Source organism: Phocaeicola sp. GP0067, assembly GCF_031119655.1.
GTDB classification, from domain to species: domain Bacteria; phylum Bacteroidota; class Bacteroidia; order Bacteroidales; family Bacteroidaceae; genus Phocaeicola; species Phocaeicola vulgatus.
The window spans coordinates 52,856-78,979 of the sequence record NZ_JAVHZY010000004.1; the positions used below are offsets into that span (position 1 = coordinate 52,856).

Sequence of the window (26,124 nt, forward strand, 5' to 3'; positions counted from 1 at the left end):
TTTATCTTGCATTTAGAGCAGAGCCGGCACGGAACCAACCTATCTGCTGTTCATTATAAGTATGCTGTACTTCAAAACGATCCTGAGTGCCATCTTCATGGTGTAAAGTCACAGTCAGATTTCTTCCGGGAGCAAAGTCCGCCAATCCGCTGACGGTAATCAAATCATGTTCTTGAATCTTGTCATAGTCCGCTTTGTCTATAAAAGTCACCGCCAACATTCCCTGCTTCTTCAGATTCGTTTCATGGATGCGGGCAAAACTCTTTGCCAAAATAACCTTTACATTCAGAAAACGAGGCTCCATAGCGGCATGTTCACGACTGGAACCTTCTCCATAATTTTCCTCCGCAACTACCATAGACCCGATGCCTTGCGCTTTATACTGCTTAGCCGCGCCCGATACACTCTCATAGGTATTTGTCAATCGGTTCCACACCTTGTTCGTTTCACCATTGAAAGCATTCACCGCCCCCATCAGCATATTATCCGAAATATTTTCCAGATGACCACGGAAACGCAGCCACGGGCCTGCCATCGAAATATGGTCTGTGGTACATTTACCTTGAGCCTTAATCAGTAAAGGCATATCCGTAAAATCCTTTCCATCCCATGCCGGAAACGGAGCCAATAACTGCAAACGCTGTGATTCGGGATTCACCTTAATTTCTACCTGTGCACCGGCAGGAGCCAAATAACCGGGATTACCTTGAGTGAAACCTGCCGACGGCAATTCATCTCCCTCGGGAACGCTCAATTTCACCTTCTCGCCTTCTTGATTTATCAACGTATCTTTCAACGGATTGAAACATAAATCACCGGCAATAGTCAGAGCCAATACCAATTCAGGAGAAGCCACAAATGCATGTGTATTCGGATTACCATCGGCACGTTTGGCAAAATTACGGTTGAAAGAAGTGACAATCGAGTTTTTGCGGACAGGATCATCGGTATGGCGTTTCCACTGTCCGATGCACGGACCGCAAGCATTCGCCATAATAGTAGCCCCAATCTTTTGGAAAGCATCAATCATCCCGTCACGCTCGGCGGTAGCTCGAATCTGTTCAGAACCCGGATTGACAATCAAAGGAGCAGCCACAGCCAAATGTTTTTCAGCTACCTGACGGGCAATGGAAGCAGCCCGACTTAAATCCTGATAAGATGAATTGGTACATGAACCTATCAGCCCGACTTCCATCTTACGCGGATAACCATTAACCAATACCTTTTCGGCAAACTCTGAAATAGGTGTTGCGGCATCCGGTGTAAACGGCCCATTGATATAAGGTTCCAACTCGGACAAATTAATTTCAATCACACGGTCGTAGAAAGCAGAAGGATTGGCAACAACCTCAGCATCGGCACGTAAATCATTTGCCACTTTTCCGGCCATCTCTGCTACAGACTCTCTTCCGGTAGCTTTCAGATACACAGCCATCCGGTCGTCATAGGGGAACAAGGATGTGGTAGCCCCCACCTCTGCACCCATATTGCAGATAGTAGCCTTACCGGTTGCCGAAAGTGAAGCTGTCCCTTCTCCAAAATATTCTATAATGGCATTCGTTCCACCTTTCACGGTCAGAATACCGGCCAATTTCAGAATCACATCCTTTGGCGAAGCCCATCCATTCAAGCTTCCGGTCAAATGAACTCCAATCAGTTTCGGCATCTTTAACTCCCATTCCATACCGGTCATTACATCCACAGCATCGGCACCACCGACTCCGATTGCCACCATTCCCAATCCTCCGGCATTGGGGGTATGAGAATCCGTCCCTACCATCATTCCCCCGGGAAAAGCATAGTTTTCGAGTACCACCTGATGAATGATTCCTGCTCCCGGTTTCCAAAACCCGATACCGAAACGCGAAGAAACATCTCGTAAGAAATCGTATACCTCACGGTTGGTTTCCGTAGCCGTTGCAATATCCGGGCCCGCTCCTTTATATGCCTGAATCAAATGGTCACAATGCACAGTAGAAGGTACGGCAGCGGAATCCTTTCCTGCATTGATAAATTGCAACAATGCCATTTGCGCCGTCGCGTCTTGCATAGCCACGCGGTCGGGACGGAAATTCACATAGTCCTCGCCACGTTCATAATTCTTCAGTTGAGCATCATCATAAAGATGTGTATACAGAATTTTCTCAGCCAATGTCAGCGGACGCTGCAACACGGCTCTTACCCGACCTATCTTCTTTTCGAAAGAAGCATAAAAGGCCTTTAACATGTCCAAGTCATATACCATACCTTTTACTATTTATAATTATTACAGTTTTAAATCTATTTTATTTTTGGCAATATAGGAATAATATTTGAATTCTTGTGTTATCTATAATACGTTTAACAAAATAAAACATAAAGTCCTACCTAAAGGATTATTATTATCTTTGCAATTCTTATAGAAAAAAGCATCATTATGAACCAACATATACCCCTTTCTAATATAATTAACAAACTACAACGCAAAGAGTTGTTACTAAAATTAGAATATGATTACGAAAAAGAGACTTTCAGGCAACAGACTGAAGCAATGGGCATCGGGCGCAAAGTGAAACGGGGTATGTGCTGGTATCCTATATCGGCAGGCAGAAGCTATTATAACTCATTGAATCAATTGGTTGTAGAAGTTGAAAGGCAAGAAGACAAAGACATAGAACATGTATTTGAATTCGGCCGTCCGGTATGCTTTTTTACGCAAAATGCATCAGGCCAATTACATTATTTCAATTTTACGGCAACTGTCAACTACGTGGACGAAGACCGAATGGTAATCGTTCTCCCCTCGGCAGATGCATTGCTCAGCATACAGGCAACCGAGCTACAATTGGGAGTACAGCTTTATTTTGATGAAACCAGTTACCGGTTGATGTTCGAAGCGTTGGGACAAGTCCTCAAGGCAAAAGGGAATCGTCTGGCAGAGTTACGTGAGATTTTTCATGGCAGCCAAAAGGCGGAAACTTTCAGTTTCGGCTTCACCCGTTTCCCTTGGTTAAACAATACGCAGGAGGAAGCAGTAAATAAAGTGATGCATGCCAAAGATGTTGCTATAGTCCACGGTCCGCCCGGAACCGGTAAGACTACCACATTGGTAGAAGCCATTTACGAGACCCTTCACCGGGAAAATCAAGTGATGGTTTGCGCACAAAGCAATATGGCTGTAGACTGGATTAGCGAGAAACTGGTGGACCGGGGTGTTCCCGTTCTCCGTATTGGTAATCCCACCCGCGTCAATGACAAAATGCTTGCTTTTACCTATGAACGCCGTTTTGAAAGCCATCCCGATTATCCGCAATTATGGAGTATCCGAAAAGCAATACGCGAGCTCTACGGACGTTCGCGCAAAGGAGCGGAACGTGAGAATATCCGACAGAAAATAAACTCACTGAAAGACCGTGCCACCGAACTGGAAATTCGCATCAACGAAGCATTGTTCGGCGAAGCACGTGTGATAGCCTGCACACTGGTAAGTTCCGCCAACAGAATATTGACAGGACGCAAATTCAGTACCTTATTCATAGACGAAGCCGCACAAGCTCTAGAACCTGCCTGCTGGATTGCCATCCGCAAAGCAGACCGTGTCATTCTGGCCGGTGATTATTGCCAGCTTCCTCCTACCATTAAATGCATGGAAGCAGCTCGTGGAGGATTAGACCGGACACTGATGCAGGAGATTGCAGACAACAAACCCGACACTGTATCCTTGTTAAAGGTACAATATAGAATGAATGACGAAATTATGCGTTTCTCTTCAGAATGGTTCTATCAGGGTGAACTGAAATCAGCTCCCGAAGTAAAATATCGGAGTATATTGGACTATGACACACCGATAGAATGGATAAATACGGAAGGAATGGAATGCAACGAAGAGTTTGTGGGTGAAAGCTTCGGCCGTATCAATAAAGAGGAGGCGGCACTCTCCATTTCCCAACTCACCAACTATATCAATAAAATAGGTAAAGACCGTTTTCTGGAAGAACGGATTGATGTGGGACTGATTTCTCCTTATAAAGCACAAGTACAATATCTCCGTCAACTGATAAAACGAGATGCTTTCTTCAAGCCTTACCGACACCTTATCACCATCAATACGGTAGATGGTTTTCAGGGACAGGAACGAGACGTTATCCTCATCAGTTTAGTACGTGCAAATGAAGAGGGACAGATTGGTTTTCTAAATGACTTGCGACGAATGAATGTAGCAATTACACGTGCACGCATGAAACTTATTATATTAGGAGATGCCTCTACGCTGACGAAACATCCGTTTTATAAGAAGTTATACGAATATATCTTGGCGCTGCAAGAATAAAAGAAGGAGAGCAGAACTCCATGACACTCTTTTTCAGATTGTCATTCGTTTTGCTCTCCTTAAATATTTTTTATTAAAGCACGTTCTTCATTCCTCTACTTGATTTCCCGTTATCGGAACAAATAATATTCAGAATCACAAAAGAAGGGAAGCTCTCAGTTGTGGCATAATTTCAAATAATTATTGAGACAATTTACTCATAAACTTCTCTTTGTCCACAATATAACGTACATGTGTACCTTCTCCAATCACGCCCTTGCTATCTTGCGCCCGCACTTCAAAAGTAAGTTTTCTGCCTTCCACCTCTTTTAATACGGCAGTAGCCGAAACCGTGTCTCCCACAGCCGAGGGCTTGATATGAGTAGTGTTCATCATGGCCCCTACTGTAGTGGAACCTTCAGGCAACTCATCTGCCACGGCACTCATGGCAGCATTCTCCATCAACGCCACCATAGCGGGAGTGGCAAACACATTCAAATCGCCGCTACCCATGGTGGCAGCTACATTTTCTTTTGAAACGACAACAGTCGAAGTATAAGTTAATCCTGTTTCCATCATGCTGTTTTTTTATTCTAAATGCAAATGTAACTGAATATCGTATATCATACAAATCTATTTTTCCACATTCATCTTTTACTCTCTCATCAAAATCACAAAAAATGTATAACAGAAATACAAATTCACATTTCAACTGCCTGCCACAAAAATCATAATGTTTAAGCCCCCCAAAGCTGTCCGGCCCTATGAAACATCCGCCTGTTTACCTAGCATAGCCTAGGGGATAATAAAATTACAACCAAACGCCGTCCTTATCTACCTTTACTTTAAGCTCTTTATCGATCTGTTTGTTTTCCAAATCAAGTATATACCATTCATTATCAGGTGTCACCACATAATCAGCATCATCTATCACATAGTCTGAATATTTTTCCATAACCGATTTTTTTACCGCTTCCGGTAAATTTGCCACCTGTACATCCCAGCTTGTTCCCATCCATTCGTTCCGCTCATTGAAATAAACCTCTTTCTCTTTGTTTTCATCTAAAATAGTAACTTCCTGCAAACCTTTTTCACGTTCTATTTCTACAATTGTCGCATTGGGATATTTCTGCTTGACAATAGCTATAATGCCGTTTGCATCAGGCTGCGGCAAATAATCATCATAATCTTCTTCGTGTCCGGTATCTACAACAGTTTTTACCAATATGCCTGTAGACGAATAAAACAAATCCAGCTCGGATTCTCCTTTCTCCACCTCAATGACATAAAGAGTTTCCATTCCCTCACGAGTCAACTTATCCACATCATCCACCCGCCAATCAGCATATTTGCCTGCTTTATGGGCAGCAAGTACAGGTTCGGGAAGATTTTCATAACGAACATCTGTTTCTGTCATATACCAGGCAGCCGATAACGGATTGAACCATGCAGAATGCTCTCCACCATCCCAATAAAAATCTACTACAGCATAATCACCTTTCAGCTCCCATTTCACGTCTTTGGCTTGCGGATATTTTGCATTAAATGCAGCCTGTACTTCTTTTGAAACCAAATGTGTGTTTTCAGGAGCATCACTATTGTCATCATCACTACAACCACTAAAAGTTAGTGCAGCAAAAGCTGCGAAAAATAAAAATAACATCCAACTCTTTTTCATAATTACATTGTTTTATAGTTTCTTTTTGATGCAAAATTCTTATAGGATTCTGAAAAGAAACTGAAATCATAGAGAAAAGTTCAAAAGACATTCGTCAAACAGCAAATAACAGAAAAACCATACCTAACAGCCCATTTGCACTGAAATGACCTTAAAGCCCCCGATACCTACTTTTAAATTCTTATAAAAGAAGAACTAATAAAGACAAAACAAAATCTCTTCCGAGGTTTTTATTACCTTTGCAATCCTATTTGAACAGAAACGAAAAAAAATATGATAGTTTGTATTGCCGAAAAACCTTCCGTAGCCCGTGACATAGCGGATGTACTGGGAGCAAAAACCAAAAAAGACGGATATATAGAAGGAAACGGATATCAGGTTACCTGGACATTCGGACACCTCTGTACTTTGAAGGAGCCTCATGAATACACTCCCTCATGGAAAGCATGGAGTCTGTCCAGCCTTCCTATGATTCCACCTCGTTTCGGCATTAAGCTAATCAGCGATCCGGGCATTGAAAAACAATTTCGTATTATAGAAGGACTGATGCAAAATGCCGATGAAATTATAAATTGCGGTGATGCCGGCCAGGAAGGAGAACTTATTCAACGATGGGTCATGCAGAAAGCAGGAGCACACTGCCCGGTGAAACGTCTATGGATTTCATCCTTGACTGAAGAAGCCATACGCGAAGGATTCAGCAAACTAAAAGATCAAAAAGAATTCCAACCTTTATACGAAGCCGGATTAAGCCGTGCTATCGGCGATTGGGTATTGGGCATGAACGCCACCCGGCTCTATACCTTAAAGTACGGACAAAACAGACAAATTCTATCGATAGGACGGGTGCAGACCCCGACTTTGGCACTGATAGTAAAGCGTCAGCAAGAAATAGAGCACTTCACTCCTCAACAATATTGGATACTGGCTACTTTATACCGGGAAACCACATTCTCTGCCATCATCCGCAAAAGCGATGAGGAACTGGCTCAGGAAGAAAGCGATGCTAAAGAGAACCCCAAGAAAGTCAAAAAGGCTGAAGGGAACAGGGGAATTCCTCCCATCACCGATCTTGCTACCGGACAGGCACTTATGGAACGTATCAAAAATGTTCCTTTTACCGTGACAGAAGTAGCAAAAAAACAAGGCACAGAAGCACCTCCCCGTCTTTTTGACCTGACTTCCCTACAGGTGGAATGTAACAAAAAATTTGCTTATTCAGCTGACGAAACTCTAAAACTTATCCAGTCATTGTATGAAAAGAAAGTGACTACTTATCCTCGTGTAGATACTACTTTCTTAAGCGATGACATCTATCCCAAATGTCCCAATATCTTGGCGGGACTAACTCCATATACAGTATTTACCGCTCCGTTGGCAGGACAAAAGCTCATCAAGTCCAAAAAAGTATTTGACAATTCAAAAGTAACGGATCACCATGCCATTATTCCTACGGGACAACCTCCTGTAAATCTGACAGAAATGGAGAAACGGGTATTTGATTTAGTAGCACGCCGCTTTATTGCCGTATTCTATCCCGACTGCAAGTTTGCCACTACTACCGTAATAGGCGAAGCTGACAGTATAGAATTCAAAGCCACAGGAAAACAGATTCTAGATCCCGGATGGCGCGTTATCTTTGCCAAACCACAAACCAATCTGCCAGAAGGTATGACCGATCCCGATGCAGAAGCCCGTGAAAATGACGAAGAACACTCCTTGCCCGCTTTTGTGAAAGGAGAAAGCGGGCCGCATCTGCCCAAACTGGACGAGAAGTGGACACAACCCCCACGGCCATATACAGAAGCAACTTTACTACGCGCTATGGAAACTGCCGGTAAGCTGGTAGATAATGACGAGCTACGCGATGCATTAAAAGAAAATGGAATAGGACGTCCGTCTACACGTGCAGCCATTATTGAAACCCTATTTAAACGCCATTATATCCGTAAAGAACGTAAAAATCTGATCGCAACCCCTACCGGAATAGAACTGGTGGGACTAATTCGCGAAGAACTGTTGAAATCCGCCGAATTAACGGGAATATGGGAAAAGAAACTACGTGAAATAGAAAAGAAAAGCTATGATGCAACGACTTTTCTAAATGAATTAAAGCAAATGGTAAGTGAAATAGTACACAGCGTTTTAAGTGATAATACAAACCGCCGCGTCACCACAATAGAGGAAACAGCAACGAAAACTGCAACAACCTCTACGGTCAAACAGCCGAAAAAAAAGGCAGGGACCTCACGAAAAAACGCTTCTTCAGCCACGCCCGCTCCCACTATCCCATCCGATAACGAATTGGTGGGAAAATCCTGCCCGCTATGTGGCAAAGGAACGATTATAAAAGGAAAAACCGCGTATGGCTGCTCAGAATGGAAAAACGGGTGTACCTACAGGAAGCCTTTCTGATAATCACATTTTCCTTGTACGAAGCCAAACAAATTTGTATATTATAGAATACAAACAAGTCTGTACCCGGAGAAGCATTGCGCCAGTCTATGAAAAACAATATGCACAATCTTCCCGAACAAATCTATGGCTCCTTTTAGCATACAAAAGAAAGTTCTTCGGGTAAATAACCGCTTCGGATACGCCATTCCTGCGGATAGAGGTTATTAGCCCGATTGCCAATGTTCTTGGCAAATCCTAATGGAATGTTTTTATAAGTCAAAAGTATATAACCACGCGGAACAGAAGCATCCAATGTGATCGCTTCTTTACGCAAATAAGCAATAGCCTGTTCATAGGTCAATTCAAAACGAGAGAAACCATCATGATTCAGCAATGTGCTCATTGCCAACGAATGATCCGGTATAACGTCTTTTCCTTTCAACTCACCTATAGTAACACCCGCATGAACAACTTTTAATTCCTGACGGAACAGATCATATTCTGAAAGATGGACATTGGGGAAGGCTATCACCTTCGTGCCTCTTACCTCAAATCGGAAATCCTCCGCCTGCTTTAACCAACTTTTTACTTCTTTGGGAAAAGGAACAACCTGAGACAAGCTCCCCTTTTCTCCTTTTCTCTTCTTTTTTGTTATTTTCTCTTTGTCATCCTGACAACGAATACAAGGAACAACATGAGAAATGGCAGCACTCTTCCTCAATACAGCCAAGAAAAATCCTTCTCCTTTCACTCTATGAGGCAAAAAACGATAAACAGGAAAATCCTGTCCCGCCAAATTTCCTATTATCCCCCATTCCGACGCCACTGGCACTTTCAGTATCTCCGCACCCAATTCATCAGCAATCCAAGCCACATTTTCCTCATCCTCTTCCCTATTATAAGTGCAGGTACTATAAATCAGCAGACCACCGGGTTTCAAAGCCGGCCATATATCCGCTAAAATCCTACGCTGACGTTGCCAACAAACCTGCACATTGTCCGTACTCCATTCCTCTACAGCCACAGGATCCTTCCGGAACATCCCCTCACCGGAACAAGGCACATCCGCCAAGACAACATCAAACACCTCTGTCAAAGAAGTGAAATCGGCCGGATCGTTGTTCGTCACCACAACTTCTGCATTTCCCCACTTTATCAAATTTTCAGCCAATACCTGAGAACGGTTACGCATCACCTCATTAGCCACCAACAAACTACCTACGGGGAGAACTGAACGCGCATGAGTAGACTTGCCACCGGGAGCAGCACACAAATCGAGCATCACTACAGGTCCGGTAATATAAGTGCGTAATACCTGTTCCACAAACATGGAAGATGCTTCTTGCACATAATAGCAACCAGCATGAAACAACGGATCGAATGTAAAAGTGGGCCGTTGCGATAAATAAACCCCTGCAGATGCCCAAAGTACCGGTTCTCCTGCAACTTCCCCACTCCACTTCGTACGATTGACACGAATACTGACAGGAGGCTCCGTCTGCAAAGCCGCTTCCAACGCGCGATAAGTTTCTTCTCCCATCCATTCCAGGGTTCTTGCTTCAAATTCTGATGGTAATTTCATGTTCCTTCCTTTTTATGTTACAAAAATACGATGATATTTTGGGATTATCAGAAAATTTTCTGTCTATTTGCAACCTATTTCCTTATTCGTTCCGTCTAACTAGCAGAAAACAATAATAAAGATATAAAAACATGAAACAGTTACTTTTTATTTTGACCTTACTCATAGGGACTTGCTTCGCAACCCATGCCAAAACAATCAAATTAGTACCTTCAGCCCTTGACAGCACTCGGATGGATACAGTCGTTATAAGCGACCTGCAAGATGTAAATGAAGATCAGAATGCTGCCATGCATGACATTAGTTCGGATTTCGGTGATTGGAATAGCGGTCCTCCTACTTCGGTAGCAATTGTCGCACTCATCATCTGTTGTGGCCTCCCTTTCTTTATCGTAGCTATTGTACTTTGGTTCAGGTACAAGAACAAACAAGCCAAATACAAACTGGCTGCAGAGGCTCTGGCAGCAGGACGAACCATTCCGGCCGAACTGTTCAATGACCCCGAAGAACAAGGAAATGCTGTAATGACAAAGGGGATCAAGAATATATTCTTAGGCATTGGTTTGGGAGTATTCCTTTGGGTACTGACAGAAGAAGAAGGATTGGCAGCTATCGGATTCCTTATTTTCTGTATGGGGTTGGGACAAGTATTGATAGCTTACACTACCACTCCACACAAAAAGAAAAAAGATGATCCTTTCCCTCCTACCCGAATAAACCAGGATGAAAACGGAGTCAGATCAATGAAAATTGAAAATATTGAACTGGGACGTAACAAAGAGGCCAAAGAAACACAAAACATAAAGGACAATATAGACACTCACCACAACGAAGAATAAAAATGAGCCAAATCAACGACATAGCGTTGGTAGCACAAGTGGTGGTCTTTAAAAACACCCGGGCGTTTGATACTTTGGTCAAAAAGTACCAATCGCCCATCAGGCGTTTTTTCCTGCACCAAACATTGGGAGATACAGAGCTCAGCGACGACTTGGCACAGGAAACTTTTATAAAAGCATACACCAACTTGGCTTCATTTAAAAATTTGTCCAGTTTCTCCACATGGCTTTACCGTATTGCTTATAATATATTTTATGACTATATTCGCAGCAAAAAAGAAACGTCCGGACTGGAAACTTGGGAAATAGACGCTGTTTACCAAACAGAACAAAGGCAAGTAGGTGAACACATGGACATATATCGGGGATTGAGCCAATTAAAAGAGGTAGAGCGAACCTGCATCACCTTATTTTTTATGGAAGATCTTCCGATAGAAAAAATTGCAGTGATTACAGGAATGCCTGCAGGAACAATCAAGTCCCATTTATCACGCGGAAAAACAAAATTGACAACTTTCTTAAAACAGAATGGTTATGATGGAAAACGATGATACATTAATTAAGAATTTCATGCTTGCCAACAAACATGAAATTGAGGACAATGGATTTTCACGCGGGGTTATCCGCCGCCTCCCCCAACCAGCCCAATGGTTATCGGATATACTCAGTGTAACTTGCGCCATTGTCTGTTGTGCATTATTCTACATTTTCAATGGCTTTGAAATTCTATGCCAGACAATCAGTGACATAGTTACTTCCCAAACTTATTATTTGGTAAGTGATACTAATTTCCAATCACTGGTTATCGCCACTGCGGTTCTTATCATCATCGGCTTACAACGTGTATGCAGCCTGAAATGGTGAAAACTGAAATAGAACTAGGGTCATGCTCGGAAAAAGAAAGATTTTGTGTACTTTTGCAATCTATAAAATGAATATCCGAACATGAAACAATATTTAGACCTATTAAACCGTATCCTGACCGAAGGTATTCACAAGGAGGATCGCACCGGTACAGGAACCATCAGCGTATTCGGTCATCAAATGCGCTTCAACTTGGAAGAGGGTTTCCCTTTGGTCACCACCAAAAAGCTGCATTTAAAATCCATCATTCACGAACTTCTGTGGTTTCTGCAAGGGGATACCAATGTGAAATACCTGCAAGACAACGGGGTACGCATCTGGAATGAATGGGCCGATGCAAACGGAGACCTAGGACATATCTACGGCTATCAATGGCGTTCCTGGCCAGATTACAATGGAGGCTTTATTGACCAAATTTCCGAAGCAATAGAAACGATCAAGCATAATCCGGATTCACGACGCATCATTGTCAGTGCATGGAATGTAGCCGATTTAAATAACATGAATCTTCCCCCTTGCCATGCTTTTTTTCAATTCTACGTTGCCAACGGACGTTTAAGCCTACAACTTTACCAACGCAGTGCAGATACATTCTTGGGAGTACCTTTTAATATCGCCTCCTACGCATTGTTGCTGCAAATGGTAGCACAAGTTACCGGATTACAGACCGGTGATTTTGTTCATACACTAGGTGACACACATATCTATACCAACCACTTGGAACAAGTAAAACTTCAATTGAGCCGTGAACCCCGTCCCTTACCTCAAATGAAAATCAACCCGGATATCAAGGATATATTCAGTTTTAAATATGAAGATTTTGAATTGGTGAATTATGATCCATGGCCACACATTGCGGGTAAAGTATCTGTTTAGCAGTTATGGTGAATAGGCTGCACAAGCTTATTCATCACTTACCACTAATATCACTAAACATTCACCACTAACCACTCATCACTATGAATATTTCAATTATAGTAGCAATAGCACGCAACCACGGCATTGGATTTGAAAATAAATTATTATATTGGCTTCCCAACGATTTGAAACGTTTTAAAGCTTTAACAACCGGACATACTATCATCATGGGACGCAAAACCTTTGAATCACTTCCCAAAGGAGCACTTCCCAATCGCCGGAATATTGTATTAAGCCGCCGGGAAGGAGCAGTCTTTGCCGGAGCTGAATGTTTCCCTGCATTGGAAATCGCTTTATCCCACTGCAAAGAAGAAGAAGAAGAAATATTTATTATAGGCGGTGCAAGCTTGTATAAAGAGGCAATGCATATAGCCCAACAATTATATATCACATTTATTGATGACACATCCAAGGAAGCTGATGCTTATTTTCCCGAAATAAAGAAAGAGGAATGGAAAGAAACAGGCAGAGAAGATCACCCGACAGATGAAAAACATCTCTACCCGTATAGTTTTATTAATTATAGCCGGATAAAGTAACGATTAATCTTCATCAGCTAAATCGAGGATAGGCATTTGTCTCTTGATAGCCTCATTAAAAGATATAATAGTTTCTGAACGAGCCAAGCCCAATGGTTGCAACTTATCATGAATTATGCTAAGCAAATGATGATTGTTCTTTGCATAAATCTTGATAAACATATCATATTGTCCCGTAGTGAAATGACATTCTACGACTTCAGGAATATTTTTCAAAGCCTCTGTCACTGAATCAAATTGTTCCGGATCTTTCAGATAAAGACCAATATATGCACATGTCTCATATCCGATCTTTTCTGGATCAATAACATATTCAGATCCCTTAAGAATTCCCAGATTAGTTAATTTCTGAATACGCTGATGAATGGCTGCACCGGATACATTGCAAGCACGGGCTACTTCCAAAAACGGAATACGAGCATTACTGGCTATCAACCTCAAAATCTGCTCATCCAAACTGTCTAATTGATGATGTCCCATTCTTTTTAGTTTAATTTTCTGCAAAGATATGACTTTTCCCGACAATATTCGTGCGATTCATAACTTTTATTGTATAAATACCAATAATTTAATAGAATGTCCTATCTTTGCAGAAAATGCAAAGACGATGAAAAAGACATTTATTTTTACCTTGTGCAGTTTATTCAGCATGACTGTAAACGCTCAAAATTTCAGTGATTATTTCGAAGATAAAACACTTCGGGCAGATTATATTTTTACCGGAGATGCCAAAAAACAAGAAGTATATCTGGACGAACTGTCAAGCCTTCCGCAATGGGCAGGACGCAAGCATCATCTAGCAGAACTTCCTTTGGCAGGCAACGGTGAAATCACAATGAAAGACAAAGCAACAGGAGAAACCATTTATCGAACGTCATTCTCTAGCCTTTTCCAAGAATGGGTAAGCGAAGAAGAAGCAAGTAGGATAAAAAGAGGCTTCGAGAATTCTTTTCTTTTGCCTTATCCCAAAAAAGAAGCAGTAGTGACCATATCTCTAAAAGATGTATATCATAAAGTAAATGCCTCACTCACACATGAAATAATCCCCAATGATATTCTGATCCATCAGAGGGGAACAAACCATATTACCCCTCATCGCTATCTTCTGCAAAACGGAAATGCCGCAGATTGCATCGATGTAGCAATCATGGCAGAAGGATATACAGAAAAAGAGATGGATATATTTTATAAAGATGCCCAGACAGCGTGTGACGCCCTGTTCAGTCATGAACCTTTCAAGAAACTGAAGGACAAATTTAATATTGTCGCTGTGGCAAGCCCTTCGGAAGACAGCGGAGTCAGCATACCGGGACAAGGCAAATGGAAATCTACAGCTGTAAGTTCACATTTCAACACGTTCTATTCCGACCGGTATCTCACTACCAGTCGGGTAAAAAGTATTCATAATTGGTTGGCTGGAATTCCTTACGAGCATATCATTATTCTAGCCAATACAGACACCTATGGAGGAGGTGGCATCTATAACTCATATACACTGACCACAGCACACCATCCTGATTTTCAACCGGTTGTAGTCCATGAATTCGGCCATAGTTTTGGAGGATTAGCAGATGAATATGCATATACCGAAGCCCCAAGCCCGCAATATCCATATGAAGTGGAACCTTGGGAGCCAAATATCACCACATTAATTGATTTCGACAGTAAATGGAAAGATATGATTCCGGAAGGTACTGCCATACCTACTCCGGTAGCTACAGAAAATGCCGACTTATACACCAAGGTGGGTGTCTATGAAGGAGCAGGCTATACACAAAAAGGACTTTATCGTCCTACTACCGAATGCAGAATGAAGATAAACGAAGCACCTGCATTCTGCCCGGTATGCCAACGTGCATTAGAAAGACTAATAAACTTTTATACTGCGAAATAAGTTCATAACTTAAGACTAAACAAAGACAGATAAAATGATTGAAATTAAACAAGTAAAAACACAAGATGAGGTTAATTATACCTTTGTGGAAAAATTAATGCATACGGCATTCCCTCAAGAAGAACGCCGTGATACCGTACAGCAGAGAGAATATTCTGATAATAATCCCCGGTTCTGCAACAACATTATTTTAGAAAACGGTAACAGCATTGGTATGATCAGCTATTGGACAATGGGAGATTTTTACTATATCGAACATTTCGCTATTGATCCCAGCCTCAGAAACGGAGGGTATGGAAAACGTGTGCTGGAAATGATAAAAAAACAGTTAAAAGGTCCAATTGTATTGGAAGTAGAGGAGCCTAATGATGAAATGAGCACACGCCGTATTCACTTCTATAAACGTTTGGAATTCACTTTACATAAAAAGCCCTATATACAACCTCCCTACCGTAAGGGAGATAGCGGCCTACCAATGCTCTTAATGACCTATGGGGATATAGATATGGAAAGTGATTTTGAGAAAGTTAAAAAGACTCTTTACAAAGAAGTTTACGGACAAGAGCTCTGAACATTCTTTTTCTTCAATTCCCTGAACCACCACACAGGAGTTTGTCCTCAAAAAATCCATTGTACGTACTATTACTAGCCATAGGTAACGGATAAATTCGTCCATAACAAATAGAATGGAAAACATAAAAAAAGGAAGCTGTTAAAAACAGCTTCCTTTTTTATCTATGCTTATATAACTATTACTGACGTTGAGTAGCTGAATAGTTTATTTTCAAAGCGTAAGCTTGACGAAGTGCCTGCTTTACATCCTGTACAATACCCATCTTTGTATCTTTATCAACTTTCAAGGATACTGTCATAAATGGCTGGTCTTCTTCTTTCATATTCTCACGTTCCTGATAAATGTAGTCCTGAACTTCTGACACTTCAGCAAACTTATCATTCAACTGAATACGACTTTCAGCACCCATTTTCTTTTGGAATTCCGGCAACGGTTTACCTATATAAATAAAGGAAACCAACGACTTCTTTTCCAACTTTTCCAATTCTGTTCCTTGAGGAACCTGAAATTGAACCTTCAATGTAACCTCACGCATGGTTGTTACAATCATAAAGAAGAACAACATGGTAAAGATAAGGTCAGGCAATGAAGAGGTATTCAACTCAGGCATTCCACGTTTACCTGTTTTATTAAATTTTCCCATTACTTACCTCCATACTTTTTAGGTTCAGCTTCAGAAATCTTCTGCGGATAATATTCACGAATAGCTTTTTGTTCATCTTCGTTGCACTCATTATAAAGCTTTCCAAATTTAGCTTTACCTAGTTCATTACGAAGTTCATTATACGCAGCAACCAATTCATTTTGCACATCAATATATGCTTGATAGCTAGTTCCAACGTCATTCTGAACAGAGATTACATGATTTTCCGTAATCATACAATCACCCAGCAAAGGAATATTCTTTCTATGCTTTTCAGGCAGATTTTCATCATCATACGGATTGGCTATAAACTCTTTTGCCTTTTCTTTCAATTGCTTCACATCAATATAGTCCGTACCACACATCAGCTGGTTGTCTTTATTCAGACGGACTTGAAGGATGTTTCGTTCCTTTACAATAATATCATCATCTTTCTGATCCTTGTTTTCGGGAGGAGGCGGAAGCCGTCTCGCCAAGCCACGGTCAGTATCCATTGATGTTGTTATCAGGAAGAAAATAAGCAACATAAAGGCAATATCAGCTGTTGAACTGGAGTTAATTCCAGGTACGCCTCTTTTTTTTCTTGCCATTTTACTTACTTCGTTTTAAATTATTTAATCAATGTAGATAATATTATCTTTTAAAGATACCGCTCAAGTTTACTAAAGTACCGATTGCAGCCACACCAAACAAGAAATAAATGGAGTAAATCAGCATATCAGTAATTTTCAACCAACCTGTATCAGTGTAAGCACTACCATCGGCCAAAACAACAGGAGAGTCAGAACCCATACCGTAAGAAACGACCAATACTACCACAAACAAGACCAAGCCGATCAAAGACTTTATTGCACTTTTAGGATTATCTCTCAAAGCAGCGCCAAATTGTGCTATCGCACCAATTACAGTTACTGCCACACATATTCCAAACATTGCATACATTAAGTAAATCAATGTTTCCGTATGTTCAGGTGCATTATATTCACCTACCGGATTATTGTATCCTACAAAATAGAACATTCCCAGCACGACAAGAATCAGCGCAAAGCAAATGTACATTATGTAGTAAGACACTTTATATGATAACTTAGCCATCTCCTAATTATTTTTTGTATTTCAAGTTATATTTAGTGATCATATCCAACAAAGTGATAGAAGAGTCTTCCATTTCACTTGTCAAACCTTCAATCTTAGAAAGGATGTAGTTATAGAATACCTGAAGAATCAATGCTACAACCAAACCGAAGATAGTAGTAATCAAAGCCACTTTCATACCACCAGCTACAACTGTCGGAGAAATATCACCAGCCTGCTGAATCTTATCGAACGCCATAACCATACCGATTACAGTACCCAAGAATCCCAAAGACGGAGCCATTGCGATGAACAATGTAATCCAAGAACATCCTTTTTCCAAATAACCGGCTTGAACTCCACCGTAAGAAACAACTGAACGTTCTACTACATCAATACCTTCATCTATTCTCATCAAGCCTTGATAACAAATAGAAGCGACCGGACCACGAGTATTGCGACATACAGTTTTAGCAGCTTCAACATCACCTTTTTCCAAAGCAGCCTCAATGTTAGCCATCAACTTCTTTGTATTCGTTTCAGCCAAGCTCAAATAAATGATACGTTCAATACAGAAAGCCAAACCTAAAACCAATGCGATAGCTACCAATGACATGAAGCTGGCATCACCTTCAATAAATTTGGTTTTTAACTCTTTGTGAAGACCACCACCTTCTTCAACCACTGCTGCTTCAGTAGTCTGTTCTGTTTGAGCCGGAGCTGCGTCTTGAGCCATAACAGGCTGAACTGATCCTAAAGTAAGGACTCCCATCACTGCAAGAATTGCAAATAACTTTTTCATTGTGTGTCTAATTTTTAAGATTAATTAATTGTTATTTATTTGTTTTAATTGTCTTCCAGTCTGTTGTGCTTTCCATTACAATGCGGAGAGAGCGGGATTCGAACCCGCGAAACACTTTTGGCGTTTACACGCTTTCCAGGCGTGCCTCTTCAACCACTCGAGCATCTCTCCTTTTCGGGCGACACAATACTATCTTTTTTAAAATCGGGTGCAAATTACAAAGAAAATCGGGAACTGCAAGCGATTTCAGCTACAAATGTATTCTTTTTTTTCGTCTTACGTAGAATTAGCCCTGCCAATATTTAAATTACCTATCAAAATTAATAAACTTTAAAAACTTATTCAGCCATTTTGAACACTTTTAAAGCATTATTGGCAGTAATTCTATCCACATCTTTAAAATCCAGACCATAGATTTCGGCAAGTTTCATCGCTACATTCTTTATATAAGAAGACTCGTTCCGTTTTCCCCTGAAAGGCACAGGAGCCAAATAAGGAGAATCCGTTTCAAGAACGATTCTGTCTAAGGGGATATGAGGTAAGACCTCAGCCAGACTACTCTTCTTGAATGTAACGACTCCATTGATCCCAAAGAAAAAACGAGCATACTCTAAAACCTGCCCTGCTTCCTCCAGAGTACCCGTAAAACTATGAAAGATACCGCTTAACTCAGTTTTTTTATAAGGTTCCATCACTTCAAACAACTCCGGAAAAGCTTCACGGCAATGCAACACCAAAGGCAGATGATATTCCAATGCCCATTGAATCTGTATATCCAACGCCTTCTGTTGTTCTTTCAAATATGTCTTATCCCAATACAAATCCATTCCCACCTCACCTACAGCCACAAAAGGATGTTCACCGGAAAGCAGCTTTTTCATCTCATAAATACGGAATAACGAATCAGCCCCAACAGAAGTCGGATGAAATCCAATCATAGGAAAACAATACCCCTTATATGCCGTACAGACATTCAACATCGCTTCCACCGTGGTGTCATCAATATTGGGCATAAAGACTTTAGATACTCCGGAATCCCGAGCACGTTCTATCACAGCCGGCAAATCCTCATCAAACTCCTCAACAAACAAATGAGAATGCGTGTCAATCATATTATACTTTTCTATTCATTAAATGACAAACAAAAGACTTCAGCTCTTCTTTTCTTTCAGAAGGCACAGCCATACTTTCCAACAATGAAAGCCCCTCGACATAATAAGCGTTAATCTTTTCTTCACAAATTCCGCCGATGCCTATCTTATCATAAAGAGCTGTTACAGCTTTTATCTTTTCTTCCGGACAAAAAGCAGTAGAAGCTATCCATTTTTCCAACTCCTTCCGTTGTATCCCATCTGCCAAAGCCAACGCATTGATCAGCATAAAAGTCTTCTTATTGCATAAAATATCTCCACCTATATTTTTTCCAAACACTTTCGAATCCCCATACACATCCAGATAATCATCCTGTAACTGGAATGCCAATCCCATTTTGATACCGAAATCGTATAATTTGCGGGCATCATCTTCCGACCCCCCCCCTAATACAGCACCAATTTTTAACGCAGCAGACAAAAGTACCGATGTCTTTAAACGAATCATCTCCATATATTCGGGAACAGTAACATCATTCCGGGTTTCAAATTCCATATCCCACTGCTGTCCTTCACAAATTTCCAAAGCAGTCTGACTGAAAATATCCATCACTTGCTTCAAATAACGCTCCGGACAATTGTTCATCAGCCGATAAGCCAACACCAGCATGGCATCCCCCGAAAGAATAGCCGTATTCTCATCCCAAACCTTATGCACGGTAGGCTTGTTTCTGCGCATATCCGCACAATCCATCAAATCATCATGCAACAATGTATAATTATGATAAGTCTCTATACCTGCCGCTTGTGGTAAAATATCATCCACATTCTCTTTGTAAAGCTGATAGGAAAGCAACATCAAAACAGGACGGATACGTTTACCGCCTAATGACAAGACATACTCTATAGGAGCATACAATCCTTTTGGTTCGCGCACATAAGGCATCGTAGCAAGATAAGTATTTACCTTTTCCAATAACTGGTCTGCAGAAAAAGCCATAAATTATTTTGATTAAGGGGTTCTAGAAAAAGAGGCTGCTTTTTAAAGGCAGCCTCTTAATTAAGATATTAAAGTATTTTATTACTGTAATTTGAAAGTTACAGGCACTGTATATTTCACACGTACAGCTTTACCACGCTGTTTGCCAGGTTTCCATTTCGGCATGGTCTTGATTACACGGAGTGCTTCCTTATCCAAGTAGGGGTCTACACTACGCACAACCACCGGGTCAACGATAGAACCGTCCTTATTAACGACAAACTGAACGATAACCTTACCTTGCACACCGTTTTCCTGAGAAATAGTGGGGTATTTAATATTCTTACCCAAGAACTTCAAACATTCAGCCATACCTCCGGGGAATTCAGGCATTTCCTCTACAACTTGGAATATCTGCTGTTCTTCAGGTTCTTCTTCTTCCACTTCTACCGGAACATATTTAACTTCCACAGCCTGACCTGTTTCTTCAGAAGCCTGAATGGCAGTTTCTTCTACTTTAGCATCGTTTTCAACGATCTGAAGCACTTCTTCTACCTTAGGAGCTTCGGGAGGAGGAGGAGCTTGTTTTTGTTCCTGTTCCGTAATAGGGATAATTTCTTCTTCAAATACGACATCGGTTATACCTGTTTCCGTAGTCACTTGCTTGTCGCGATCAGTCCATTCGAAAGCTACAAACATGAGAGCAAGGATAAACACATAACCGATAAGCAGCCAGGTACTCTTTTTACCTTCGAGATCTGCTTTAGGCGATTTTTTAACTTCCATAAATTGTGTTTTAAAATTAAGTGTTTCTCACTGAGGGCAAATGTAACACAAATCTTTTAAATAAAAAGTATTTTCACATGAAAAATATGCTAATTCATTTTATTTTCATCCGATTTCATAGACATACACCCAACTTTTATCTATCTTTGAAGCGTTTTTAGTAGTCACCTATACATTAATTATATATGAAAAAAATAACTATTGCCATTGACGGTTTTTCATCATGTGGAAAAAGCACGATGGCCAAAGACTTGGCACGTGAAATAGGATACATTTATATTGATAGCGGTGCCATGTATCGTGCTGTTACATTATATAGCCTGCAGAAAGGGTTCTTTACGGAAAGAGGCATCGACACCGAAGCGTTAAAAACAGCGATGCCCGATATACATATTTCATTCCGGTTAAATCCGGAAACACAACGCCCCATGACTTTCCTGAACGATACAAATGTAGAGGATGCCATCCGCAGCATGGAAGTTTCCTCTCATGTAAGCCCTATCGCCGCCTTGGGTTTTGTACGTGAGGCTTTGGTGAAACAACAACAGGAAATGGGAAAGGCCAAAGGAATTGTCATGGACGGAAGGGACATTGGAACCGTTGTTTTCCCCGATGCCGAACTGAAAATATTTGTAACCGCCTCGGCTGCCATACGTGCACAGCGCCGTTATGATGAATTAAGAAGTAAAGGGCAAGAAGCCTCTTATGAAAAAATTCTGGAAAATGTGGAAGAGCGTGACCGTATAGACCAAACCCGTGAAGTCAGCCCGTTACGGCAAGCGGATGACGCTATCTTGTTGGACAACAGCCACATGAGCATTGCCGAACAGAAAAAGTGGCTGACCGAAAAATTTCAAGCAGCGATAAATGGTTAACATAGAGATAGACGAAGGATCTGGGTTCTGCTTCGGAGTCACCACAGCTATCCGTAAAGCAGAAGAAGAACTGGCAAAAGGAAACACTCTTTATTGTCTGGGAGACATTGTACACAACGGACAGGAATGTGAACGCCTAAAAAAAATGGGGCTTATCACAATAAACCACGAAGAGTTTGCCCAATTACACGATGCCAAAGTACTGTTGCGCGCACATGGAGAACCTCCTGAAACATACGCTATAGCCCGTACCAACAACATCGAGATCATTGACGCCACCTGTCCGGTAGTATTACGCCTCCAAAAGCGCATCAAACAGGAGTATGACAATGTTCCGGCAAGTCAAGACACACAAATCGTGATTTATGGCAAGAACGGTCATGCCGAAGTACTGGGGCTGGTAGGTCAAACTCATGGAAAAGCAATTGTCATAGAAACACCTGCTGAAGCTGCTCATCTGGACTTCACCAAAGACATACGCTTGTACTCCCAGACAACCAAGTCTTTGGAAGAATTCTGGCAAATCATAGAATATATCAAGGAGCATATCTCACCCGATGCCACTTTTGAATATTACGACACAATCTGCCGGCAAGTGGCCAACCGGATGCCTAACATCCGCAAATTTGCAGCAGCACATGATCTGATCTTTTTTGTCTGCGGACGAAAAAGCTCAAACGGAAAGATCTTATATCAAGAATGCAAAAAGATCAATCCGAATTCATACCTCATTGACCAGCCGGAAGAAATAGACCGGAACTTGCTCGAGGACGTCCGTTCCATCGGCATTTGTGGAGCGACTTCCACCCCCAAATGGTTGATGGAAGAATGTAAAAAAGCAATCTTAAACGAAAAATAGACCAATAAAAAATAGAAAATTATCGTTGTCCAACTGATAATTTGTTAACTTTGCGACATAAAAATATTAAAATGGGTATTTATGGGAACGATTAAAAGTATTGGTATTTTAACCTCTGGAGGAGATGCTCCGGGAATGAATGCTGCCATTCGTGCAGTCACACGTTCTGCCATCTATAACGGCTTGAAAGTATATGGCATTTATAGAGGTTACAAAGGATTGGTAACAGATGAAATTCAGGAATTCAAAAGCCAAAATGTTAGCAACATCATACAAATGGGAGGTACCATTCTGAAAACCGCCCGTTGCAAAGAATTCACGACACCCGAAGGACGGGCACAAGCTTACGAAAATATGAAAAAGCACGAGATTGATGCTTTGGTCATTATCGGCGGTGACGGTTCGTTGACCGGTGCACGTATCTTTGCTCAGGAATTTGATGTGCCTTGTATCGGTCTGCCCGGAACGATTGACAACGACCTGTATGGAACCGACACCACCATCGGCTATGATACAGCTTTGAACACAATTTTGGATGCAGTAGATAAAATCCGTGATACGGCAACTTCTCACGAACGCTTATTTTTTGTTGAAGTGATGGGACGTGATGCAGGTTTCTTGGCATTGAACGGCGCTATTGCCGCAGGTGCAGAAGCAGCTATCATTCCGGAATTCAGCACAGAAGTTGACCAATTGGAAGAATTCATCGAACATGGTTTCCGCAAATCCAAGAGCAGTAGCATCGTATTAGTAGCCGAAAGCGAACTGACCGGGGGTGCAATGCACTATGCCGAACGTGTGAAGAACGAATATCCGCAATACGATGTGCGTGTAACGATATTAGGACATTTACAACGTGGCGGACGCCCCACAGCGCATGACCGAATCATTGCCAGCCGTATGGGAGTGGCCAGCATCCAAGCACTATTGGAAGGACAACGTAATGTAATGATTGGTATTGATGATGATAAGATTGTTTATGTACCTTTCGCTAAAGCTATAAAGAACGACAAGCCTATAGACAGAGAATTGGTGAATGTACTTCACGAACTTTCTATCTAATTTCATCCACCACAGACAATAAAAAAAACGCAGATTTAATGAATAATCATAATCTGCGTTTTTTGTTTTGCCTGTTGGTAGCAAAACCTTATTTCAAGGTTGAGAAATAAGCATCCAATAACTTTTTGGCAGCAACAAACGAAGTCAGTTTGCCATTCAGCACCTCTTCCTCTTTTGCAGCCAACATAGAAATTATCTTTTCATTATTATAGAAACTATCACGCAAATGCTCGTTGATAGACTCATACATCCAATACTTGGCCTGTTCATTTCTGCGATATTCAAAATAACCATTCGCTTTCACAAAAGCGAAGTATTCATAGATCATATCCCAGATTTCTTTAATTCCAATACCATAAAAGCCGGAATACGTCATTACTTTAGGACTCCAGCCCGAATCAGGAGCAGGAAACAAATGTAAAGCATTGCGGAAATGACTGGCAGCCAGTTTTGCTTTCTCAATATTGCTGCCGTCGGCTTTATTGATAACAATTCCATCCGCCATTTCCATGATACCTCTCTTAATCCCCTGCAATTCATCACCAGTACCGGCCAGTTGGATCAGCAAAAAGAAATCCACCATAGAATGCACTGCCGTTTCGCTCTGCCCTACTCCAACCGTTTCAACAAAAATCTTATCAAAGCCCGCCGCCTCACAAAGTATGATCGTTTCACGAGTCTTACGAGCTACCCCTCCCAACGAACCTGCCGACGGACTAGGCCGTATAAAAGACTTCGGATGGACAGATAGTTTCTCCATACGGGTCTTATCTCCCAAAATACTGCCTTTAGAACGCTCACTACTGGGATCAATAGCTAAAACAGCTAATTTTCCTCCCTTCTCAAGCACATGCAATCCAAATACATCAATAGATGTACTCTTGCCGGCACCGGGCACACCACTGATACCGATTCGCATAGAATTTCCGGAATAAGGCAGACACTTCTCTATCACTTCCTGGGCAATAGCCTGATGTTCCGGTTTTACACTCTCCACCAAAGTAACCGCCTGACTCAATACGGTCACATCACCTTTTACGATGCCTTCTACATATTCACCTACGGAAAACTCACGACGACGAGGTTTTTTACGTAGTTTCAAATAAGGATTCACAATAGATGGTTGCTCAATACCTTTGTTCACTGTCAATCCCTTATATTCTTCACTATTTTCAGGATGTTCCATAGCTATTTTTTTGAGGTTACTTTTACTTTTATAATTATCTTCGGATTGTTAGGATCATTGGTTATCATCAAGACACGCGGAGTACCCTTTACTTTCTTCAAATTTTGACCGAAAGCAGTAATCTTCAACTTGGTAGACGCACCCGGTTTCAAGACACGTTTCTTCAACTGGACCCCCAAAGCAGAATTAAACACCTGCAAATCAAGAATTTCCAGATTAGATTTTCCTACATTCTTAACAATAATCGTATGTGCTTTCTTTTCATCGCTTTTCAGTTCTCCCATCTGCAACTCTTTGGCAGAAAGATGAATGGCAGGCGGATTCAAGCGTTCCTGCTGGCTGATATGCGAGAAATCCGGCAATAATATGGCAGAAACCGGAATTTCATTTTCCTCTCCTACCTTATCTCCCGGAAAACGGGATAAATAAACAGAAGCTGTTGTCAAGCCCAATTTAGGCAGCTTATCCGTATCAAGAGTGATCTTGATTTTACCCGTACGTCCCCTTCCTAATTTTTCCGGAGTTGCAACAGCACTGAGGTAAGGAGGCAAATGCATCAGCACAGGGGTATATAGTTTATCTGACGTATTGGCAACCAACAATTCCATAGTCGGTTTATCACCTTTATTGGCATCCTCAAACTCTATTTCTTCCTTATCCAGACGAATAGCGCCAATTTGAAAAGGATGTGTGAAAGTGTAATTCTTAGGATCGGCTGTTACCTCTCCCCGGATAGCCAGATAGATAGGTTTATTCGAGGCATTGCAATAAATGCCTACGCTCTTCTGAAAACGTCCGATGGCTTTGGCGTCAAAAGTAGAACTGACAATCCCGGTCTTTCCCGGTGCAATCGGTTCTTTGGTCCAATCAGCAACCGTGCAGCCACAAGACGTTGTCACATTAGATATCACTAAAGGTTTATCTCCTTTATTAGTGATTTTAAAGGTTGCCGTCACCGGATTTTTCCATAAAATAGTTCCAAATTCATGCGTTGTCTTATCAAATAATGCTTTGGGTTGTGCCTGTACTCCCAAAGTCACTCCCATTAACAAACTTACTATCAGTATAATATGTTTCATACAATTATTTTATGCTTTTTAGATAGCAAAGATAGACAAAAAACATCCTTTACCCATTTTTTCAGCCTATAATTTATTTTATCTTATGAATAACCTTTATCTTTGTCCCGCATTA

Annotated in this window: 26 protein-coding genes and 1 tRNA gene; 12 read left to right on the top strand and 15 right to left on the bottom strand. The window is 41.3% G+C overall.

All coding sequences use genetic code 11. The features are described from left to right. Window position 1: 1 nt before the first annotated feature. Entirely contained in the window at window positions 2-2,245 is a 2,244-nt protein-coding gene (locus RE317_RS04615; protein WP_008667761.1) for an aconitate hydratase, read from the bottom strand. A gap of 171 nt (window positions 2,246-2,416) precedes the next feature. On the opposite strand from RE317_RS04615, the gene RE317_RS04620 reads away from it, so the two are divergent. Further along, window positions 2,417-4,309, top strand: a complete 1,893-nt coding sequence (locus tag RE317_RS04620) for an AAA domain-containing protein (protein ID WP_008782431.1) — start codon at window positions 2,417-2,419, stop codon at window positions 4,307-4,309. A 180-nt stretch (window positions 4,310-4,489) separates the two neighbouring features. Here the strand turns inward: RE317_RS04620 and RE317_RS04625 are convergent, their stop codons facing one another. Both RE317_RS04625 and RE317_RS04630 read right to left on the bottom strand, forming a co-directional pair. Continuing rightward, entirely contained in the window at window positions 4,490-4,867 is a 378-nt protein-coding gene (locus RE317_RS04625; RefSeq protein WP_008782430.1) for a thioesterase family protein, read from the bottom strand. 232 nt (window positions 4,868-5,099) lie between these two features. Continuing rightward, window positions 5,100-5,966 (bottom strand): PepSY-like domain-containing protein, encoded by an 867-nt coding sequence (locus RE317_RS04630; protein WP_008667764.1) that lies wholly within the window; start codon window positions 5,964-5,966, stop codon window positions 5,100-5,102. 273 nt (window positions 5,967-6,239) lie between these two features. Here RE317_RS04630 and RE317_RS04635 point away from each other — a divergent pair, with 273 nt between their 5' ends. Next, window positions 6,240-8,381, top strand: coding sequence for a DNA topoisomerase 3 (locus RE317_RS04635; protein ID WP_008667766.1), 2,142 nt, complete (start codon window positions 6,240-6,242; stop codon window positions 8,379-8,381). 136 nt (window positions 8,382-8,517) lie between these two features. On the opposite strand, the gene RE317_RS04640 is transcribed toward RE317_RS04635, so the two are convergent. Beyond that, window positions 8,518-9,945, bottom strand: a complete 1,428-nt coding sequence (locus tag RE317_RS04640; RefSeq protein ID WP_005849007.1) for an rRNA cytosine-C5-methyltransferase — start codon at window positions 9,943-9,945, stop codon at window positions 8,518-8,520. A gap of 131 nt (window positions 9,946-10,076) precedes the next feature. Here RE317_RS04640 and RE317_RS04645 point away from each other — a divergent pair, with 131 nt between their 5' ends. The 5 genes from RE317_RS04645 to RE317_RS04665 all read left to right on the top strand — a co-directional run bounded on the left by RE317_RS04645 (window position 10,077) and on the right by RE317_RS04665 (window position 13,105). After that, the gene (locus RE317_RS04645) at window positions 10,077-10,784 is read left to right on the top strand and encodes a DUF6249 domain-containing protein (protein ID WP_008667768.1); all 708 of its coding nucleotides are present in this window, start codon (window positions 10,077-10,079) and stop codon (window positions 10,782-10,784) included. 2 nt (window positions 10,785-10,786) lie between these two features. Next, the gene (locus RE317_RS04650) at window positions 10,787-11,335 is read left to right on the top strand and encodes an RNA polymerase sigma factor (RefSeq protein ID WP_005845869.1); all 549 of its coding nucleotides are present in this window, start codon (window positions 10,787-10,789) and stop codon (window positions 11,333-11,335) included. Next, window positions 11,319-11,648: a DUF5056 domain-containing protein gene (locus RE317_RS04655; RefSeq protein ID WP_008667769.1), complete on the top strand. Its 330-nt coding sequence runs from the start codon at window positions 11,319-11,321 to the stop codon at window positions 11,646-11,648. Before RE317_RS04650 ends, RE317_RS04655 begins: the two co-directional genes overlap by 17 nt. Before the next feature lie 81 nt (window positions 11,649-11,729). Further along, window positions 11,730-12,524 (top strand): thymidylate synthase, encoded by a 795-nt coding sequence (locus RE317_RS04660; RefSeq protein ID WP_008667770.1) that lies wholly within the window; start codon window positions 11,730-11,732, stop codon window positions 12,522-12,524. 83 nt (window positions 12,525-12,607) lie between these two features. Continuing rightward, window positions 12,608-13,105: a dihydrofolate reductase gene (locus RE317_RS04665; protein WP_308821642.1), complete on the top strand. Its 498-nt coding sequence runs from the start codon at window positions 12,608-12,610 to the stop codon at window positions 13,103-13,105. A 3-nt stretch (window positions 13,106-13,108) separates the two neighbouring features. Here RE317_RS04665 and RE317_RS04670 read toward each other — a convergent pair whose 3' ends face one another. Next, window positions 13,109-13,585, bottom strand: coding sequence for an Lrp/AsnC family transcriptional regulator (locus RE317_RS04670; protein ID WP_005849015.1), 477 nt, complete (start codon window positions 13,583-13,585; stop codon window positions 13,109-13,111). Between the two features lie 127 nt (window positions 13,586-13,712). Here RE317_RS04670 and RE317_RS04675 point away from each other — a divergent pair, with 127 nt between their 5' ends. Then, window positions 13,713-14,999: a M64 family metallopeptidase gene (locus RE317_RS04675; RefSeq protein ID WP_032934923.1), complete on the top strand. Its 1,287-nt coding sequence runs from the start codon at window positions 13,713-13,715 to the stop codon at window positions 14,997-14,999. 34 nt (window positions 15,000-15,033) lie between these two features. After that, the gene (locus tag RE317_RS04680) at window positions 15,034-15,570 is read left to right on the top strand and encodes a GNAT family N-acetyltransferase (protein WP_008667772.1); all 537 of its coding nucleotides are present in this window, start codon (window positions 15,034-15,036) and stop codon (window positions 15,568-15,570) included. 181 nt (window positions 15,571-15,751) lie between these two features. Here the strand turns inward: RE317_RS04680 and RE317_RS04685 are convergent, their stop codons facing one another. The 8 genes from RE317_RS04685 to RE317_RS04720 all read right to left on the bottom strand — a co-directional run bounded on the left by RE317_RS04685 (window position 15,752) and on the right by RE317_RS04720 (window position 20,948). Next, on the bottom strand, window positions 15,752-16,216 hold the full coding sequence (locus RE317_RS04685; RefSeq protein ID WP_005845862.1) for a biopolymer transporter ExbD: 465 nt from the start codon (window positions 16,214-16,216) through the stop codon (window positions 15,752-15,754). After that, on the bottom strand, window positions 16,216-16,806 hold the full coding sequence (locus RE317_RS04690) for a biopolymer transporter ExbD (RefSeq protein WP_005845860.1): 591 nt from the start codon (window positions 16,804-16,806) through the stop codon (window positions 16,216-16,218). The genes RE317_RS04685 and RE317_RS04690 overlap by 1 nt, the downstream gene beginning before the upstream one ends. A 43-nt stretch (window positions 16,807-16,849) precedes the next feature. Next, a complete protein-coding gene (locus RE317_RS04695; RefSeq protein WP_005849022.1) occupies window positions 16,850-17,311 on the bottom strand; it encodes a hypothetical protein in 462 nt (153 codons plus the stop codon). 7 nt (window positions 17,312-17,318) lie between these two features. Further along, complete coding sequence (locus RE317_RS04700; RefSeq protein ID WP_005845856.1) at window positions 17,319-18,092, bottom strand: MotA/TolQ/ExbB proton channel family protein; 774 nt, start codon at window positions 18,090-18,092, stop codon at window positions 17,319-17,321. A gap of 83 nt (window positions 18,093-18,175) precedes the next feature. After that, a tRNA-Ser gene (locus RE317_RS04705) sits at window positions 18,176-18,263 on the bottom strand. Window positions 18,264-18,430: 167 nt separating this feature from the next. Continuing rightward, window positions 18,431-19,204, bottom strand: a complete 774-nt coding sequence (locus tag RE317_RS04710) for a TatD family hydrolase (protein WP_008782427.1) — start codon at window positions 19,202-19,204, stop codon at window positions 18,431-18,433. A 1-nt stretch (window position 19,205) separates the two neighbouring features. Continuing rightward, entirely contained in the window at window positions 19,206-20,183 is a 978-nt protein-coding gene (locus RE317_RS04715) for a polyprenyl synthetase family protein (RefSeq protein WP_008782426.1), read from the bottom strand. Between the two features lie 81 nt (window positions 20,184-20,264). Beyond that, window positions 20,265-20,948, bottom strand: a complete 684-nt coding sequence (locus RE317_RS04720; protein ID WP_005845850.1) for an energy transducer TonB — start codon at window positions 20,946-20,948, stop codon at window positions 20,265-20,267. A 185-nt stretch (window positions 20,949-21,133) separates the two neighbouring features. On the opposite strand from RE317_RS04720, the gene cmk reads away from it, so the two are divergent. The 3 genes from cmk (at window position 21,134) to pfkA (ending at window position 23,744) form a co-directional block, all read left to right on the top strand. Beyond that, window positions 21,134-21,823, top strand: a complete 690-nt coding sequence (gene cmk / locus RE317_RS04725; protein ID WP_008667779.1) for a (d)CMP kinase — start codon at window positions 21,134-21,136, stop codon at window positions 21,821-21,823. Then, the gene (locus tag RE317_RS04730) at window positions 21,816-22,682 is read left to right on the top strand and encodes a 4-hydroxy-3-methylbut-2-enyl diphosphate reductase (protein ID WP_005845847.1); all 867 of its coding nucleotides are present in this window, start codon (window positions 21,816-21,818) and stop codon (window positions 22,680-22,682) included. Before cmk ends, RE317_RS04730 begins: the two co-directional genes overlap by 8 nt. Before the next feature lie 81 nt (window positions 22,683-22,763). Further along, on the top strand, window positions 22,764-23,744 hold the full coding sequence (pfkA, locus tag RE317_RS04735; RefSeq protein ID WP_005845845.1) for a 6-phosphofructokinase: 981 nt from the start codon (window positions 22,764-22,766) through the stop codon (window positions 23,742-23,744). 88 nt (window positions 23,745-23,832) lie between these two features. Here the strand turns inward: pfkA and meaB are convergent, their stop codons facing one another. Together meaB and RE317_RS04745 are read right to left on the bottom strand one after the other, a co-directional pair. Next, window positions 23,833-24,930, bottom strand: a complete 1,098-nt coding sequence (meaB, locus tag RE317_RS04740; protein ID WP_005845843.1) for a methylmalonyl Co-A mutase-associated GTPase MeaB — start codon at window positions 24,928-24,930, stop codon at window positions 23,833-23,835. Between the two features lie 2 nt (window positions 24,931-24,932). Then, window positions 24,933-26,009: a DUF1573 domain-containing protein gene (locus RE317_RS04745; protein ID WP_005845841.1), complete on the bottom strand. Its 1,077-nt coding sequence runs from the start codon at window positions 26,007-26,009 to the stop codon at window positions 24,933-24,935. Between the last annotated feature and the right edge of the window lie 115 nt (window positions 26,010-26,124).

Excerpts from the sequence above, each read along its gene's own strand:
- RE317_RS04615 (WP_008667761.1), bottom strand. The coding sequence starts at position 2,245 with ATGGTATATGACTTGGACATGTTAAAGGCCTTTTATGCTTCTTTCGAA.
- RE317_RS04620 (WP_008782431.1), top strand. The coding sequence starts at position 2,417 with ATGAACCAACATATACCCCTTTCTAATATAATTAACAAACTACAACGC.
- RE317_RS04625 (WP_008782430.1), bottom strand. The coding sequence starts at position 4,867 with ATGATGGAAACAGGATTAACTTATACTTCGACTGTTGTCGTTTCAAAA.
- RE317_RS04630 (WP_008667764.1), bottom strand. The coding sequence starts at position 5,966 with ATGAAAAAGAGTTGGATGTTATTTTTATTTTTCGCAGCTTTTGCTGCA.
- RE317_RS04635 (WP_008667766.1), top strand. The coding sequence starts at position 6,240 with ATGATAGTTTGTATTGCCGAAAAACCTTCCGTAGCCCGTGACATAGCG.
- RE317_RS04640 (WP_005849007.1), bottom strand. The coding sequence starts at position 9,945 with ATGAAATTACCATCAGAATTTGAAGCAAGAACCCTGGAATGGATGGGA.
- RE317_RS04645 (WP_008667768.1), top strand. The coding sequence starts at position 10,077 with ATGAAACAGTTACTTTTTATTTTGACCTTACTCATAGGGACTTGCTTC.
- RE317_RS04650 (WP_005845869.1), top strand. The coding sequence starts at position 10,787 with ATGAGCCAAATCAACGACATAGCGTTGGTAGCACAAGTGGTGGTCTTT.
- RE317_RS04655 (WP_008667769.1), top strand. The coding sequence starts at position 11,319 with ATGATGGAAAACGATGATACATTAATTAAGAATTTCATGCTTGCCAAC.
- RE317_RS04660 (WP_008667770.1), top strand. The coding sequence starts at position 11,730 with ATGAAACAATATTTAGACCTATTAAACCGTATCCTGACCGAAGGTATT.
- RE317_RS04665 (WP_308821642.1), top strand. The coding sequence starts at position 12,608 with ATGAATATTTCAATTATAGTAGCAATAGCACGCAACCACGGCATTGGA.
- RE317_RS04670 (WP_005849015.1), bottom strand. The coding sequence starts at position 13,585 with ATGGGACATCATCAATTAGACAGTTTGGATGAGCAGATTTTGAGGTTG.
- RE317_RS04675 (WP_032934923.1), top strand. The coding sequence starts at position 13,713 with ATGAAAAAGACATTTATTTTTACCTTGTGCAGTTTATTCAGCATGACT.
- RE317_RS04680 (WP_008667772.1), top strand. The coding sequence starts at position 15,034 with ATGATTGAAATTAAACAAGTAAAAACACAAGATGAGGTTAATTATACC.
- RE317_RS04685 (WP_005845862.1), bottom strand. The coding sequence starts at position 16,216 with ATGGGAAAATTTAATAAAACAGGTAAACGTGGAATGCCTGAGTTGAAT.
- RE317_RS04690 (WP_005845860.1), bottom strand. The coding sequence starts at position 16,806 with ATGGCAAGAAAAAAAAGAGGCGTACCTGGAATTAACTCCAGTTCAACA.
- RE317_RS04695 (WP_005849022.1), bottom strand. The coding sequence starts at position 17,311 with ATGGCTAAGTTATCATATAAAGTGTCTTACTACATAATGTACATTTGC.
- RE317_RS04700 (WP_005845856.1), bottom strand. The coding sequence starts at position 18,092 with ATGAAAAAGTTATTTGCAATTCTTGCAGTGATGGGAGTCCTTACTTTA.
- RE317_RS04710 (WP_008782427.1), bottom strand. The coding sequence starts at position 19,204 with ATGATTGACACGCATTCTCATTTGTTTGTTGAGGAGTTTGATGAGGAT.
- RE317_RS04715 (WP_008782426.1), bottom strand. The coding sequence starts at position 20,183 with ATGGCTTTTTCTGCAGACCAGTTATTGGAAAAGGTAAATACTTATCTT.
- RE317_RS04720 (WP_005845850.1), bottom strand. The coding sequence starts at position 20,948 with ATGGAAGTTAAAAAATCGCCTAAAGCAGATCTCGAAGGTAAAAAGAGT.
- cmk (WP_008667779.1), top strand. The coding sequence starts at position 21,134 with ATGAAAAAAATAACTATTGCCATTGACGGTTTTTCATCATGTGGAAAA.
- RE317_RS04730 (WP_005845847.1), top strand. The coding sequence starts at position 21,816 with ATGGTTAACATAGAGATAGACGAAGGATCTGGGTTCTGCTTCGGAGTC.
- pfkA (WP_005845845.1), top strand. The coding sequence starts at position 22,764 with ATGGGAACGATTAAAAGTATTGGTATTTTAACCTCTGGAGGAGATGCT.
- meaB (WP_005845843.1), bottom strand. The coding sequence starts at position 24,930 with ATGGAACATCCTGAAAATAGTGAAGAATATAAGGGATTGACAGTGAAC.
- RE317_RS04745 (WP_005845841.1), bottom strand. The coding sequence starts at position 26,009 with ATGAAACATATTATACTGATAGTAAGTTTGTTAATGGGAGTGACTTTG.